The organism is Nocardia sp. 852002-20019_SCH5090214 (assembly GCF_001665865.1).
Classification (GTDB): domain Bacteria; phylum Actinomycetota; class Actinomycetes; order Mycobacteriales; family Mycobacteriaceae; genus Nocardia; species Nocardia nova.
On record NZ_LZMK01000449.1, the window covers coordinates 43,351 to 57,985 of the forward strand.

A 14,635-nucleotide genomic window follows, 5' to 3' on the forward strand; every position below is an offset into this window, starting at 1 on the left:
CTCCCCCACGCCGAACAGCAGCTAGTGTCCAAGACACTGTCCCCATCAGTGCCATTGGTGCGACCTATAGTTGGTCGATGGAGCTGCGCCACATCCGGTATCTGCTGGCCGTCGCCGACCACGGCCACTCCCTATAGCCACTGGTCATGCAGGCTGGTCTCAGTCCCCCAGCCACTCCGAACGGAGCGCTCCATGCATGACCTCACCACCGGCGTCACGCACTTCCGCGACGCCGTCTTCCCCGCCAAGGCGCAGTTGTTCGCTTGGCTCACGACGACTCACACGCCCGCCACGCTGTTCATCGGCTGCTCGGACGCACGCGTCGTCCCCGAACTGATCACCAGCAGTGAACCCGGTGAGCTGTTCGTGATTCGCACCGCGGGCAATCTCGTTCCCGCCTACGGGCCGGGCGCCGACGGCGTGGCGGCCAGTATCGACCGCCCGGGCTCGGAAGCGACCGCGGCCCTGATTCGCGCGAATGTCGTTGCCCAGCAGGCGAATCTGGCCACCCACCCGGCGGTGGCGCGAGCGTTGCCGACCGGCGCCGTCACCGTCGAGGGCTGGGTCTTCGATATCGGCACCGGCGCCGTCACGGTGATCGAGCCAGCCGGTGACGACCGAACCATCGCCGCCTGAAACCCCCCTGTGCCGCCGGCAGATCCGGCGGTCGAAAGAAAGGAGATCACTATGGTGCACGCACAATTCGATCCGGCCGTCCGCCAGGCGCTGGCCGTCACGGCGGTCGAGGCGAAGATCGCCAAAGATCTCACCTGGCAGCAGATCGCCGACACCGCCGGCTATTCGACGGCCTTCGTGACCGCGGCGATCCTCGGCCAGCATCCGCTGCCGAAACAGTCCGCGGAAGCCGTGGCCGAGCTGCTCGGCCTGGGCGACGACGCGGCGGCGCTGCTGCAGACCATCCCCACCCGCGGGTCGATTCCGGGTGGTGTGCCGACGGATCCGACGATCTACCGCTTCTACGAAATGCTGCAGGTATACGGCACCACGCTCAAGGCGCTGGTCCACGAGCAGTTCGGCGACGGCATCATCAGCGCCATCAACTTCAAGCTCGACGTGCGCAAGGTGCCCGATCCGGAGGGCGGCGAACGCGCCGTGATCACGCTGGACGGCAAGTACCTGCCCACCGAACCCTTCTGAGCAACCACCGCTCCGAAATCGACTCATCGAGGAGTGCAATGGATTTCGCACAACACACCATCGATCTGGCCCGCCGCAACGTCGAGGAGGGCGGCCGGCCGTTCGCGACGGTCGTCGTGAAGGACGGGGAAATTCTCGCCGAAAGCCCCAACCTGGTCGCCCAGACCGCCGACCCGACCGCCCACGCGGAAATCCTCGCGATCCGCCGGGCCTGCACCACCCTCGGCACCGAACATCTGACCGGTGCCACGATCTACATCCTCGCCCTGCCCTGTCCGATGTGCCTGGGCGCGCTGTACTACTGCTCCCCCGACGAGGTCGTCTTTCTCACCACCCGCGAGGCCTACGCTCCGCACTACGTCGACGACCGGAAGTACTTCGAGCTCGGCACCTTCTACGACGAGTTCGCCAAGCCGTGGGATCAACGCCGCCTGCCGATGCGCCACGAATCCCGCGCCGACGCGGTCGACGTCTACCGCCGGTGGCAGGAACGCAACAACGGCGAGCGCCGGGTGGCGGGAGCACCGACGGGCCGCTGATCCCGCCGCGGCACGATGCGCGTCGATAGCGGAGTCGACGTTCACCCGAACGCCGATCAACCGGCGGCGGGGATGGCGCGCTCCACGATCGTGCGGACCAGTTCGGCGGCCCGCTTCTCGTCGAAAATTCCGGGGAGCGTGAGCCTTTCGAGAATGAGCCAGTTCAGCGCGAGGTACAACAGCACCACGGCGTCCTCGTCGCCGGGCAGCTGCGACTCCCGGAAGTTGCTGATGTTGAAGTCCAGATCCGCGCGCACTCGCTCGGTCAGCAGCGCCTGCAGTTCGGGACGACGGGTTGCCTCCAACCGCAGTTCGAGGATCGCGAGATAGCCGGTGCGGAAATGGAAGACTCGCTCGACCACCTCGGTCATGAGTTCGGTCATGGTCTCGCGGGTCTGCGGCCCACGCGATTTCGCCATCGCTTCCTCGCTCGGGATCAGCCGCTCGTAATAGCGATGGCCGACCTGAACGAGCAGCGCATCCCGGTTGGGGAAGTAGTTGGACGCCGTTCCCGCGGGCACTCCCGCCTCCTGATCCACCGCCCGAAAGGTCAGCCCGCGCGCCCCCTCCCGGGCCAGGACCTCGATGGACGCGTCCAGTAGAGCCTGCCGGCGTTCCGGATTCGTGCGCACCACTTGACACCACTCCATTCGTAGTACTACGGTTCAAAACACTTCGTTCAGAGTACTACATCTGAGGCGGTAACGATATGCGAAAGCACCACACCACCTTCCCTGCCCAGGCCGACCAACGGCGCTTCGTCACACGTCCCGTGCCTCCGCGCACAGTCACCAATTCCAAGGGCGGGTGGCCCCGGCACGGCAGGCACGGGGCCCGGTAACGGCCGACAGTGCCGGATGTCCGAATCGTTCGACCGGCCGGAAACGGCCGGAACAGGAGTGGAATGCATACCGACGTGATCATCGTGGGCGCGGGCCCGACCGGTCTGATGCTGGCCGCCGAACTGCAGGCGGCCGGAGTCCGGCCGCTGGTGCTGGAACGGCAACCGCGACCCCGCGACACTCCGAAGGCCGGTGGGCTCGGCGGGCAGATTCTCGAGTTGTTGCGCTACCGGGGCCTGCTGGACCGGTTCGAAGCGGCCTGCACCGACCCGATACCGGCTCCGCGGTTCCCGTTCGGCGGTGTCCATGTGGACCTCACCGGGCTCGCCGAGTCGCCGATGCACGCCTTGCCGCTGCCGCAACAGCAGCTCGAGCGGGTGCTCGGCGAACGCGCCGATGAACTCGGCGTCGACATCCGGCGCGGACATCAGGTGCTGGACGTGACGCAGGGCACCGACGCGGTCACCGCCCACGTGCGGGGCCCGGACGGCACCTATCGGGTCACCGCCCGCTACCTCGTGGGCTGCGACGGCGCCCGCAGCCGGATTCGCGAGCTGGCCGCAATTCCGTTCCCCGGCATCGTCTATCCGGAGGTCAACCGGCTGGCCCAGATCACGGTGCCCGATTCGGTGACCCGGCACGACAACGGCGACCTCGACGTCGACGGTTTCGGAACCATCAGGGCGGGGTTCACGCGGACCGACCGCGGGCTGTTCGGGATGGGCGTCTCGCCCACGTCGGAGGTGTTGTCGGTCTACACGATCGAGGACGAGTCCGTCGAATACGACGACGACGTACCGCTGACCGTCACCGAACTGCAGGACAGCATCCGCCGCGTGCTCGGCGCGGAACTCCCTGTGGCACAGACGCATCGGCTGTCACGTTTCACCTTCAAGGCCCGGCAGGCCGAACGCTGTCGCGAGGGCCGGATCCTGCTGGCCGGCGATGCGGCCCATCTGTTCCCGGCCACGGGCGTGGCCCTCAACGCCGGCATGCTGGACGCGGTCAACCTGGCGTGGAAGCTGGCCGCCGAAGTCCAGGGCTGGGCGCCGGACGGACTGCTGGACAGCTACCACGACGAACGGTATTTCGCGGCGGCGCGCACCATGCTGCACACCCGTGCGCAGGTGGCGCTGCGGCGTGGGCACGACCCGGCGGCCGAGGCGCTGCGGGCGGTCTTTCAGGAGCTCCTCACCGACGATCAGCCCCTGCGGCGCATGGGCGCCCTCATCGCCGGCGCCGATATCCGCTATGAACTGCCGAACCCGAACGGCCACGCCGCGACCGGCACCTTCGCACCCAACCTGGCCCTGCGCACCGGCGAGGGCAGCACCGACGTCGCGACGCTGCTGCACGACGCACGGCCCGTCCTGCTCGATCTCGCCGGACGGCCGGAGCTGCGCGCGGCGGCACGAGAATGGGGACACCGCATCGAGATTCGCACCGCCGAGACCGCCGATCGGACCGCCGACGCCCTCCTCATCCGCCCGGATGCGCACATAGCCTGGGCCGCGACCGTCGGCGAACCCGCGGACACCGCGGAGTCCGGCCTGCGCGCCGCACTGCAGCTCTGGTTCGGCGCACCCGTGACGCCCGGTGTTCCGTCGGAAACTCCGATCGGCGGCTAGTGCGGCCGGCGGCCGCAACGCTCGAAATGTGGCGCCGGATCAACACGACGTCGGGATGGCCGAATTCGATCTCATGACACGGGGAGTATCTTTCGAGCCTGCGCAAGGCCGGATTGCTAGTTGTAGGCGTAATCGTCGAGGGGGAAGGTGCGGCTGGTCCACCAGGCTTGCAGTCCGGTAGTGGGGCGCAAGGAGCTGAAGTCGCCGTGATGGTCGAAGTAGTAGCTGTTGGCTGATGCGCAGTTGCTGATCGCGAGCAGCGAATTGTCGGCCCGCGCGCGAACGAACGCCAGGAAGCGGGCGTTGGCCTCGGGCCGCACGGCTACCCGATCGGCGCCGCGGCGCTCGGCTTCGCGCAGGACCCGGATGATGTGATTGGCCTGCGTCTCGACCATGACGTGATACGAGCCGCCCGACCAGGAATAGGGACCGAACAGCGAGAAGGCATTGGGCAGTTGGGGGAGACTGACGCCTTCGTAGGACTGCAGGGCTTCGGTTTCGAAGAAGTCCGCGAGGTCGAATCCATCGCTGGTCTGCACCGGGGAGATCCGGTAGTTGATCGGTTCGTGAGCGAAATGGAAGCCCGTAGCCAGGACGAGGACGTCGACAGGGTGCTCGGCGCCGTCGACGGTGCGGACGCCGGTCGGGGTGATGCGATCGATGGGCTCGGTGACGAGACTGACGTTGTCACGAGTGAACGTGCGGTACCAGGCGTTGGACACACTGGGGCGTTTGCAGCCGAAATCGTAGTCGGGCGTGAGCTTTTCCCGCAGTCCGGGATCGCGGACCTGAGCGAACAGCAGCGCCCGGCTCGCGGCGGAGAGCCCCCGCGCCAACGGTGCGACCGATTTACCGTAGGCCGCGACCGCGACGAGCAGCACCTCGACCTGGGCCGTGAAGGCGAGTCGCAGTGCGTCCTGGCTACCGGGGACGGCGGCGATCACGCGCTGCAGCGGGCCGGGGACGGGGATGTCGAGTTTGGGCAATACGTGGATGGGGCGACGCTGGAAGACGGTGAGATGTGCCGCGGTTTCGGCGACTTTCGGGACCAGTTGTACCGCGCTGGCGCCGGTGCCGATGACCGCGACTCGTCGAGCCGTCAGGTCCTGGCGGTGATCCCACTGCTGAGATCGCATGACGATGCCGGTGAAATCCTCGAGCCCCGGAATGGAGGGAGTGCGAGGATTGACGAAGGGACCGAGAGCACTGATGACATAGCGGCTGGTGAACTCGCCGTGGTTGGTATGCACATACCAGACGCGCTCGTCTTCGGACCAACGACGTTCGAGCACTTCTGTGCCGAGTTCGATGTGCCGCGCGATGTCGTATTTCTCGACGCAGCGGTCGAGGTAGCGCTTGATCTCCTCGCCCTTCGGAAACAGTCGCGACCAGCCGGGGTTCTTCTCGAACGAGAACTGGTAGCTGAAGGACGGCACATCGGCACCGACTCCGGGATAGACGTTGTCACGCCAGACACCGCCGATATCACCGGCCCGCTCGAGCACGGTGAAGTTGTCGATTCCATTGCGGCGCAGGGTGATCGCCATTCCGATGCCGGCTATTCCGGCACCGACGATCACGATATGCCGGTCCGGCGGAGTGCGCTTGTCGCGGTGCTGCGGTGCAATGAGGTCGACGGTCATGGTCGAGGAGTCCTTCCGGGAAGCAGTAAGCGGTAACGCGCGCTTCATCTTGAAACGCATGTTTCAACTTACGGCCGCGCATTGTCAAGCCCCATCGCCTCAGTCGTGTTGCCGCACCGCCTCGAGCTGGGCGAATACTGTTGCCACCGCAGCGGTGGCGAGTCGTTCCCGACTGACCGACAGCCGCCCGTCGACCCATTCGAGATACAACGACACGAGGCTGCCACTCAGGGCCGTGGCCGCGATCGCGAGAGCTTCCTCGTCGGCAGGGACGATCGCACCGGCTTCGGCGCCGAGAACCGGAATGAGCATTCGCAGAAATGTCGGAGCGCGGTCGGCACTGTGCCGGCGCAAGGTGTCGTCGGCGAGCGGTTCGCGCAGCAGGATGCGCGCACGGCCGGGATCCTCCTCGAAGTATTGCGCGCAGATCTCGAAGATCTCGCGGATCGCCGCGCGTAGCCCGTCGGCGGTGCGGACGCCGCGCATCCGTTCGAACAGCCGGGATTCGACCCTGTCGTACACCGCGATGATGAGATCCTCACGGCTGTCGAAGGTTTCGTAGAAGTAGCGCGGACTGAGATTGGTCTGCCGCATCACCGCGCGGGTCGTCACCGCCGATACCCCGCCGGTGCCGAGCAATTCTTCGCCCACGTCCAGCATCTGTTCGCGGCGGTCCAGCGAGCGATCCTTCAGGGTCTGCCCGCGCCACAGCTTCGGAGAGCTCATCAGCCGATCCTCTCACCGCGCCGAGACACGGACGGCCGAGCACGTATTGACATCAGGCGTTTCAACATGAAACGCTCGCTTCATCTTCCTCGTCCGGCCGCCCCGCCGCTGCTCGGAACCGCCTTCTCAGAGAGGTGCTGCCATGCCACTCATGCGACGTCACCATTTCGGTGCCCACTCCCGTCACCCCAGCGTGCGCTCGCAGCTGGCGACGGCCGCAGTGCGCGAGCTGGTACGACCGGCACTGCGCCGGGTACCGATCTCTCCGCTCGCGATACGCGTCGGAGGGCTTGTCGACCTCGGATCCCGAGCACTGTGTGTCCGCACCCCTGTGCGGGTCGAAGCGGTGACAACGAGGACGGTGCGCTGTGAGATCGTGCGCGCAGCCGAGGCGCCGGACGGGTTCGGCGCAGGCGCGGTGCTGTATTTCCACGGCGGCGGTTTCGTCGCCGGAGGCTTGCACACACACCGTCGCCTGGTCGCTGAATTGTCGCGAGCCACGGGGTTGCCGGTCGTGCAGGTGCGCTACCGCTATCTGCCCGAGGCCACGGTTCCGGAGTCGGTGCGCGACTGCCTGGCCGCCTACCGGTGGCTCCTCGACCACGGCGTCGGTAGCGAATCGGTCGTCTTCGCCGGGGATTCGGCAGGCGGATTCCTCGCGCTGAGCACCGCGCTCGGGGTCGCCGGCGAGCAATTGCCGGCCCCGGCGGCGGTGGTCGCGCTGAGCCCGTGGCTCGACCTCGACCTCACCGCCAAACTCGCACACCACAATGCGATGACCGAGGCATATCTGCCCACCGCGGCATTCACGCGCATCGCCGAACTCGGCTGTGCCCGCGACGGCCGCATCGATACAGCGCTGTCGCCGGTCAACGGCGACCTCCGCGTCCTACCCCCGACCCTGCTGGCCGCCTGCGACGACGAGTTCCTGCGCCTGGATTCCGAAGTCATGGCCGCCGGCCTCGACGCGGCAGGTGTGCCGTGCGAACTGCACATCTGGTACGGCCAGATCCACGCCTTCCCGGTGGTGTTCCCGTACCTGCCCGAAAGCAGGCAACTCACCGCGGAAATCGCCCGCTTCATCCGCGAGCACGTCCGGACCGCAGCCTCCTCGGCAGCGGCCTGACACTTCAGAAAGGAATCTCGATGACTACTGGAACCTCATCCCGCCGCAGCTCCGGCGCTGCCCGCAGACAACCGACATCGCTGCTCGGGGAGCTGCGTGAACTGGCCGGTTCGGCACCGGCACGCGCCGCCGCGGCGTGCTGGGACTATCTGCGAGGGGCGGCCGACACCGACGACCGTGAGCTGTTGGCAGCTCTGTTCGCCCAAGGCACGGCCCCACAGTTGGACGGCGACTACGAGGGGATGATCGCGGGCAAGTTGTTCGGGATTCCGGAAGCGGCTCTGCTCAATCCGGTAGTCGCCGTCGAACCCGGGTGGGTGGGCAAGAGTTTCGACGCCGCCACCGCGACCGGGTACAACCGCCTCAACCGCATCGCCTACCTCGCGTTACGGGCCGCGGTGCCGCGGTACAGCGGCTGGGTCCGGACGAGTGCGGTCTACCAGGGTTTCCGCTTCGGCTATCGCGTAGAACGTGCTTCGCTCGCACCGTTCGTTCAGGTCGCGGCGGTCACCTACACCGACCCAGCGCTCGGCAACCCCCGTTCGAGGATCGTGCCCATCGAACGAGTTCGCGATGAACTCGTCGAACTGGTGCCCGGGGTGTATCTGGGCCGCGCACTGATGGGTTCGCGAACCGGCGAGATCCGGGTCATCGGCTACTTCGCGCTGCGCGCACCGCTGCGGGAGACGAACCGATGATGCGACTGGACGGGACGGTCGCCTGCGTCACCGGCGGGGCACGCGGAATCGGCCGCGCCACCGCCATCGCGCTCGCCGCGCGCGGCGCCCAGGTCTGGATCGGCGATATCGACCTTCCCGTGGCCGAGGCGACCGCCGCCGAGATCGGCGGACACGCCGCCCAACTCGACGTCACCGATTCGGGCAGCTTCGCCGAATTCTTGAACGCCGCCACCGAAACCGGTCCCGTCGACGTACTGGTCAACAACGCGGGCATCATGCGCCTGGCACCCTTCCTCGAGCTGGACCTGGCCGGGCACCACCGCGAGATCGCCATCAATGTCGGCGGGGTGATCAATGGCATGAGTCTGGCTTTGCCGGGAATGGTCGCGCGCGGACGCGGCCACATCGTCAATGTCGCGTCCATGGCCGCCAAGGTCACTACCCCGGGCGCGGCGGTCTACTGCGCCTCGAAATTCGCCGTCGGCGCGCTGTCCCGCGCGGTCCGCGCCGAACTCGACGGCACCGGCGTCACCGTCACCACCGTGATGCCCGCCGCCGTGCACACCGAACTGACATCGGGGGTGAACCTGAAACTGCAACCCACCTTGCACCCCGCGGAAGTGGGCGAGGCGATCGCCGATACCGTTCGCCACCGGCGTGCCGAAGTGACGATCCCACGATGGCTCGCTCCGATGGGCACCGTCGAACAAGGTATTCCCGAGACGGCTCTGCGCGCGGTCAAGCGCCAATTCGTCGGTCGCGAACCCGGCCGGTACGACCAGCAGCGGCGCCGCGCCTACCTGAACCGCATCGACAGTTGATTTCCGCGGTCGGTGCGGACCCCCGATGCCGCACCGACCACCTGCAATCGCCTTCGTACCCACCACCGAAACTCTTACCGGAGAATCATGTCCGAGCCTTACCGCGGCCGCGTCGCCGTCGTCACCGGCGCCGCATCAGGAATGGGTCGCAGCCTCGCAATCGAACTCGCCCGCCGCGGCGCACACCTGGCATTGTGCGACCTCGACGCCGAAGAGCTCGCCGAAACCGCTGCCCGATGCTTCGCCTACAACGCCCGAGTGGAGACAGCCGTCCTCGACGTCGCCGAATACGAACAGATGCTGCGGTTTGCCGAGACCGTCCTCGCGCGGTTCGGGGCCGTGCACGACGTATTCAACAACGCCGGAATCGGTTTCGTCGGTACCGTCGAGAACAGCGACATCAAAGATCTGTCCCGCGTCCTCGATGTCGACTACTGGGGTGTCGTGCACGGCACCAAGGCGTTCCTGCCACACCTGATCGCCTCCGGCGACGGCCGCATCGCCAACACCTCGAGCGTCTTCGGCCTGTTCGCCGTTCCCACTCAAAGTGCCTACAACGCGGCCAAATTCGCTGTTCGAGGTTTCACCGAATCGCTACGCCAGGAAACGCTCACCGCCGGACATCCGGTCACCGTGTCCAGCGTGCACCCCGGCGGCGTTCGCACCGCCATCGCGACGAAGGCCACCGGCACCAACCCCGAGGAGCTGCAGCACCTCGTCCAGCTGTTCGACCGCCTCGCTCGCACCACCCCCGAGAAGGCGGCCCGCGTCATCCTGGACGGAACGGCCAAGGGCAAGGCCAAGATCCTCGTCGGCGCCGACGCCCACGTGAGCGACCTCCTCGTCCGCATCCTCGGCTCGTCCTACCAGCGAATTCTTGCCACCCTAGCCACCCGCTACATCGAGCCCACCCGGCCCACATCGCTGAGCTGATCGGAAGCCCGGACAGACCTCGAGTTCGTGGCTGTGCCACGCCCGGCGCCGGCTCATGCCACGTTCATCGTGGTTCCGCGTGATGTCGAATTCGATGCCGACAACCCCGGCAAGAGTCGAGGGCGGCCCTGAACCTCTGGTCAGGACCGCCCTCTGTAGTAGCGGGGACAGGATTTGAACCTGCGACCTCTGGGTTATGAGCCAACGAGGGACGATCCCGACCGTGTCTTCATGTGCCATACCGTCCTGTCTGTGTGGTCCACAGGGGCACCACCGTCCGCCCTCTGTCTCCGATCCCGACCCGCCCCAACTGTTTCATCCCGTCGTGATGCCAAATTTGATGCCAAATCCCCGCAAACGACCGGCGATTTCGGCAACACAGTGAACACATCGGCGACCACCACAACCACGACATCAGCCGTCTCGAGGACCCGCCGACGCTGCTGCTGCAAATGCGGCCGGGTGGTTGATACCGCGCTGCCAACAGTGTCGACGCCGTGCGGCCGATTCGGCCGGCCGTATTACACCGCGTCACCCGCCTGCTCCCGGCGCACAGTTTCACCAGACCAAGCAGACCCAGTTATGGGCCGAGATACGGCGACAACAGGGGATGCGGCCTCCAGCGTGCGGGTTGGTGACGCGGTCGAAGGCAGCGAACTGGCACGGCTGGACATCATGAGCGCCGATGGGAAGTGCGAGAGGCGATGTTGGGAATGCGAGCCAGCAGCCGCGCTCGCGTGCGGGATCCTCTTCGTGGAATCGCAGCCGCTCCGGTCGTCGCGATGTTCGTGCACACAGCTAACCGGATGAAGTATCGGTATCCAAGCTGCCGATGTGCGCGGATGACGGCTGTTTGGCCGCTCTTCGGCCCGGCGGGTCACTTGACCACGATTCTCTGCAGATCGGTTCCGACGATCACTTCACCGTTGTAGCCCTGCTGAGCCCAGGCATGCCATTGTTGGGCATCGAGCGGGCCTGGGCGGGAATCGGCGATGTGGGTCAGCACGAGTTTTTTCGCCCCTGCTCGCTGCGCGATCGGACCGACCTTCTGTACTTCGACATGCGATTCGAGCGAGTGATTACGCAGGTCAGAGGACAATTTCGCGCCCTCCATGTTGATCGCCTCGTGTACGAGCACATCTGTGTTCTTCGCCAGCGTCGGAATGTTGTCGGTGTAGGTGGTGTCGCCGGAGAAGGTGACCGAGCCGTACTCGGTATCGAAGCGAAACGCGAATGCGGGGAAGACCGGGCCGTGAGGGACCAATATAGCCGATACCGTCACCGTGCCATCACTCATGACCGGGAATGGCTGCATAACGGGTGCTCGATTGGTGAAATCTGCTCCGACCGGTGGGATCTGGATCTCGTGGACGTCTATCGGCGTGGTCGGATTCGCCCCGCCATCCACCATTAAAATGTTGCTCGAGTAGGCGAATGCGGCATTGAGATTGCCGGTCATCGCCTTGGTACCGGGAGTGGGATCGGCGACTGCGACGGTCGGCGCGGTACCGCCGCCGGCTCTCGGCGGCAGTCCTCGCGCCGGACCCGGTCCGTATACGACGACCGGTCCGGAGGCACCCAGAGGATCGGTGAAATTGGCACCACCCAGCACGAAATAGTTGTAGTAGTCGGCGAGGTGGTCTATGTGCAGATGGGTGAGAAAGATCGAACGAATCGAGCCGAATTTCAGTCCCGCCTTGGAGAATTGGCTGACCGACGCACGTCCGCAATCGATCAGGTATGTGTGGCCGTCGACCACCAGGGCGGTGGAGATGCCGGCCCGGTCGGGGACCGGGGGTGGGCCGGCCCGGGTTCCCAGCAGGATCAGTTCGAGTTTCGAGGTACCGGCCGCACGAGTGGTGGTCGGCGCGGGCGTCACGGCGCTCTGCCCGCATGCCGCCATTCCGAGCGCCAGCCCGATACCGCCCAATCCCGCGAGCAGGATTCGGCGGCCCGCCGCCGGTGCGGCCAGCATCGGATCCTCTGAATTGCACTGTATTCCGCACATCGCTTTTCCTTTCCGCGAACGAATGCGAATCAGGGTTGTTGCTGTTTCGGTGTCCGCCGGATTTGCGCAAATCTGTGCGGCTGTTCGATCAGGTGATCACCGGCGCGGAACTCGATTATTCGCCCTTTCGAGCACTTCGATGACGGCAACGCGGACCTCTTTCTTCAGTATCTTGCCCAGGCCGGTGAGGGGGAGCTGGTCGAGCACGACGATGTGTTTGGGTGTTTTGATCGGGCCCAGCTCGCCGCGGAGGTCGGCGATCAGGTCGGCCGGATCGATTTCTGCGCCGTTCGTGAGTTGGACTGCTGCGACGAGGGCTTCGCCCCAGTAGTCGTCCGGTATGCCGACCACAGCGCAGTCGGCGATTTCCGGTCTCCGCCGCAGTAGTGGCTCGATCTCGGCAGGATAGACGTTGAAGCCTCCCGTGATGACCATGTCCTTTTTGCGGTCGACGATGTGCAGGCAGCCGTCCGCGTCGAGGTAGCCGATGTCGCCGGTGTGGACGAAGCCGTTCCGCAGCGTCTTGGCAGTCTCCTCGGGTGCGTTGTAGTAGCCCGACATGTTGAGATCGCTGGAGACACAGATTTCGCCGAGTTCTCCCGTCAGCAGCGCTTGTCCGTCGTCGTCGCGGATCTCGACGATCGTCCCGAGGCTGGGCCACCCGCACCCGGACAGTCGCGCATCGTCGGCGACCTGTCCATGGATGTCTCCGTCGACGAAGTGGTCTTCGGGTTTCATCACCGAAATCATTGTGTGGCATTCGGTCTGGCCGTACATCTGCGTGAGTACGGGGCCGAATACATCGATCGCCTCGCGGAGCCGCGGAAGAGACATCGGTGCGGCGGCGTAGATCAAATGCTGCAGTGCGCGGTAATCGTGTTCGCGTACGGATTCGTCATCGAGGAGTTTGTAGATTCCGGTCGGTGGAAGAAACGCCTCGGTGATTTCGTACTGTTCGAGCATCGACAGGTAGTGCGAGGCAACCACTCCTTTGGCGACCACGACAGTGCCGCCGCGAGCGAAGGTCCCCATCGCCAGCATTCCGGCGCCGTGGGTCAACGGTGTGGCCACCAGCGTCCTCGGGTTGCGGGTGGGGAACTCACCGACGAACTTCTGCACGAACGCGTTCATTGCCGCCCAGCTGACCTGCACTCCCTTCGGACTGCCGGTGGTGCCGCCGGTCAGCCCGAGCCAAGCTATATCGGTCAGTGCCGGCGTGCGCGGGATCGCATCCACCGCTGCGTTCTGGATGTCGTCGAGGAGGCGGTCGCCAGCGCACGGGGATGCAATGAGGTCGCGGTCGGCTCCACACATTCGCATCGGCGTGATGGTGTCGGGAAGGTCATCGTGGAACTGTTCGATGGCCGCGACCATGGAGTCGTGGTAGATCAGCGCACAGCAATCGAATCGCAGCAGTGCCGACTGCACGTCGCGCCAGCCGTTGGTGGCACTGACCGGTACGTAGGTGGCGCCCGAGGCCATCACTCCGTAGGACGCGATCAAAGCCGCGGGATCATTGGGCGACAGCACCGCGATCCGATCTCCGGTACCGAAACCATGCTGGTTCAGCGCGCCGGCTGTGCGCCGGACGGCGACCAGTAGCTCGTTGTAGCTGATTTCGGTATCCGCGGTGACCACCGCTGGGTGCCCTGCGCTCGCACGGCGGCCTCGCTCCAACACTGCGATGATGCTCATCCGTCCGATACTCCTTTCGCGATGACCTCAGCGACACGACGCTGCTCCTCGGCGCGTCCCACCGGGGTGTTTCCCGCGGTCAGGCCGCCATCGACGACGAGGTCCTGGCCGGTGATGTAGGTGCTGTCGTCGCTTGCGAGGAAGACCACAGCCTTGGCGATGTCGGTAGGCGTCCCGCAGCGGCCGCTAGGATTGATGCTCGCCAGTGCTTCGGCGATCAGCGCCATCGCTTGTTCGCCGGGCAGGGCGTTCAGGCCGAAGGTTTCCTGAAATATCGGGGTCACGATCGCGCCGGGTGAGATGGTGTTGACGCGGATGCGATCTCCCGACAGCTCCAGGGCGAGGCACCGGCTCAGATGCGAGACAGCGGCTTTGAGACTGCTGTAGATCGGTGGCGAGGAGTTGGCCCGGCGCCCGGCGGTGCTGCCGATGTTGACGATCGATCCACCGCCGGTCGACCGCATCGTCGTAGCAACCGCCTTCGTCATCAGCACGACACTGCCGAAGACCGACCACATGCAGGTATCGAGCAGTTCGGGGGTCATCTCGTGCAATGGACTCGTCTCGGCGGCTGCCGCGTTGTTGACCAGGCAATCGATGGGACCGTCGGTGAGCACCGTTTCGATGAGGCGGTCGACGTCACTGGGCACCGTGACGTCGGCTTCGACGAACCGGACATTTCCATTCCCGTTGGCGGCCAGGGCATTTCCCCGCTCGACGGAGCGGCCGCAGAATGTCACCACAGCCCCTTCGGCCACGAAAGCCTCGACGACGGCGCGGCCTATTCCACTGGTCCCGCCGGTGATGAGGGCACGTTTGCCGTGCAATCGCATGTC

At 65.8% G+C, this 14,635-nt stretch carries 14 protein-coding genes; 8 read left to right on the top strand and 6 right to left on the bottom strand.

From position 1 onward, the window contains the following. Positions 1–192: 192 nt before the first annotated feature. From A5780_RS37885 to A5780_RS37895, 3 genes are read left to right on the top strand one after another with little or no spacing between them, the layout of a single operon-like run. On the top strand, positions 193–636 hold the full coding sequence (locus tag A5780_RS37885; RefSeq protein ID WP_064911433.1) for a carbonic anhydrase: 444 nt from the start codon (positions 193–195) through the stop codon (positions 634–636). Between the two features lie 51 nt (positions 637–687). Continuing rightward, positions 688–1,158 carry a cyanase gene (gene cynS, locus A5780_RS37890; RefSeq protein ID WP_064911481.1) on the top strand — a complete coding sequence of 157 codons (471 nt, stop codon included), beginning with the start codon at positions 688–690 and terminating at the stop codon, positions 1,156–1,158. Positions 1,159–1,196: 38 nt separating this feature from the next. After that, positions 1,197–1,697: a nucleoside deaminase gene (locus A5780_RS37895; protein WP_064911434.1), complete on the top strand. Its 501-nt coding sequence runs from the start codon at positions 1,197–1,199 to the stop codon at positions 1,695–1,697. Positions 1,698–1,753: 56 nt separating this feature from the next. Here A5780_RS37895 and A5780_RS37900 read toward each other — a convergent pair whose 3' ends face one another. Further along, a complete protein-coding gene (locus A5780_RS37900; RefSeq protein WP_063010370.1) occupies positions 1,754–2,332 on the bottom strand; it encodes a TetR/AcrR family transcriptional regulator in 579 nt (192 codons plus the stop codon). A gap of 269 nt (positions 2,333–2,601) precedes the next feature. Between A5780_RS37900 and A5780_RS37905 the strand changes: the two genes are divergently transcribed. Next, positions 2,602–4,167 (top strand): FAD-dependent monooxygenase, encoded by a 1,566-nt coding sequence (locus A5780_RS37905; protein ID WP_064911435.1) that lies wholly within the window; start codon positions 2,602–2,604, stop codon positions 4,165–4,167. A 116-nt stretch (positions 4,168–4,283) separates the two neighbouring features. Here A5780_RS37905 and A5780_RS37910 read toward each other — a convergent pair whose 3' ends face one another. Both A5780_RS37910 and A5780_RS37915 read right to left on the bottom strand, forming a co-directional pair. After that, complete coding sequence (locus tag A5780_RS37910) at positions 4,284–5,810, bottom strand: NAD(P)/FAD-dependent oxidoreductase (RefSeq protein WP_063010366.1); 1,527 nt, start codon at positions 5,808–5,810, stop codon at positions 4,284–4,286. Between the two features lie 99 nt (positions 5,811–5,909). Next, positions 5,910–6,536 (bottom strand): TetR/AcrR family transcriptional regulator, encoded by a 627-nt coding sequence (locus A5780_RS37915; protein ID WP_063010364.1) that lies wholly within the window; start codon positions 6,534–6,536, stop codon positions 5,910–5,912. Between the two features lie 346 nt (positions 6,537–6,882). On the opposite strand from A5780_RS37915, the gene A5780_RS37920 reads away from it, so the two are divergent. From A5780_RS37920 to A5780_RS37935, 4 genes are all read left to right on the top strand, one after another. Next, the gene (locus A5780_RS37920) at positions 6,883–7,662 is read left to right on the top strand and encodes an alpha/beta hydrolase (protein WP_227462821.1); all 780 of its coding nucleotides are present in this window, start codon (positions 6,883–6,885) and stop codon (positions 7,660–7,662) included. Positions 7,663–7,682: 20 nt separating this feature from the next. After that, entirely contained in the window at positions 7,683–8,360 is a 678-nt protein-coding gene (locus A5780_RS37925; RefSeq protein ID WP_063010360.1) for a hypothetical protein, read from the top strand. Beyond that, complete coding sequence (locus A5780_RS37930) at positions 8,357–9,163, top strand: SDR family oxidoreductase (RefSeq protein ID WP_064911436.1); 807 nt, start codon at positions 8,357–8,359, stop codon at positions 9,161–9,163. The genes A5780_RS37925 and A5780_RS37930 overlap by 4 nt, the downstream gene beginning before the upstream one ends. Before the next feature lie 87 nt (positions 9,164–9,250). Then, the gene (locus A5780_RS37935; protein ID WP_064911437.1) at positions 9,251–10,096 is read left to right on the top strand and encodes an SDR family oxidoreductase; all 846 of its coding nucleotides are present in this window, start codon (positions 9,251–9,253) and stop codon (positions 10,094–10,096) included. 877 nt (positions 10,097–10,973) lie between these two features. Here the strand turns inward: A5780_RS37935 and A5780_RS37940 are convergent. From A5780_RS37940 to A5780_RS37950, 3 genes are all read right to left on the bottom strand, one after another. Beyond that, entirely contained in the window at positions 10,974–11,855 is an 882-nt protein-coding gene (locus A5780_RS37940; protein WP_231983224.1) for an MBL fold metallo-hydrolase, read from the bottom strand. 345 nt (positions 11,856–12,200) lie between these two features. Further along, the gene (locus tag A5780_RS37945) at positions 12,201–13,799 is read right to left on the bottom strand and encodes a class I adenylate-forming enzyme family protein (protein WP_064911439.1); all 1,599 of its coding nucleotides are present in this window, start codon (positions 13,797–13,799) and stop codon (positions 12,201–12,203) included. Next, positions 13,796–14,632 (bottom strand): SDR family NAD(P)-dependent oxidoreductase, encoded by an 837-nt coding sequence (locus tag A5780_RS37950; protein WP_064911440.1) that lies wholly within the window; start codon positions 14,630–14,632, stop codon positions 13,796–13,798. Before A5780_RS37950 ends, A5780_RS37945 begins: the two co-directional genes overlap by 4 nt. Between the last annotated feature and the right edge of the window lie 3 nt (positions 14,633–14,635).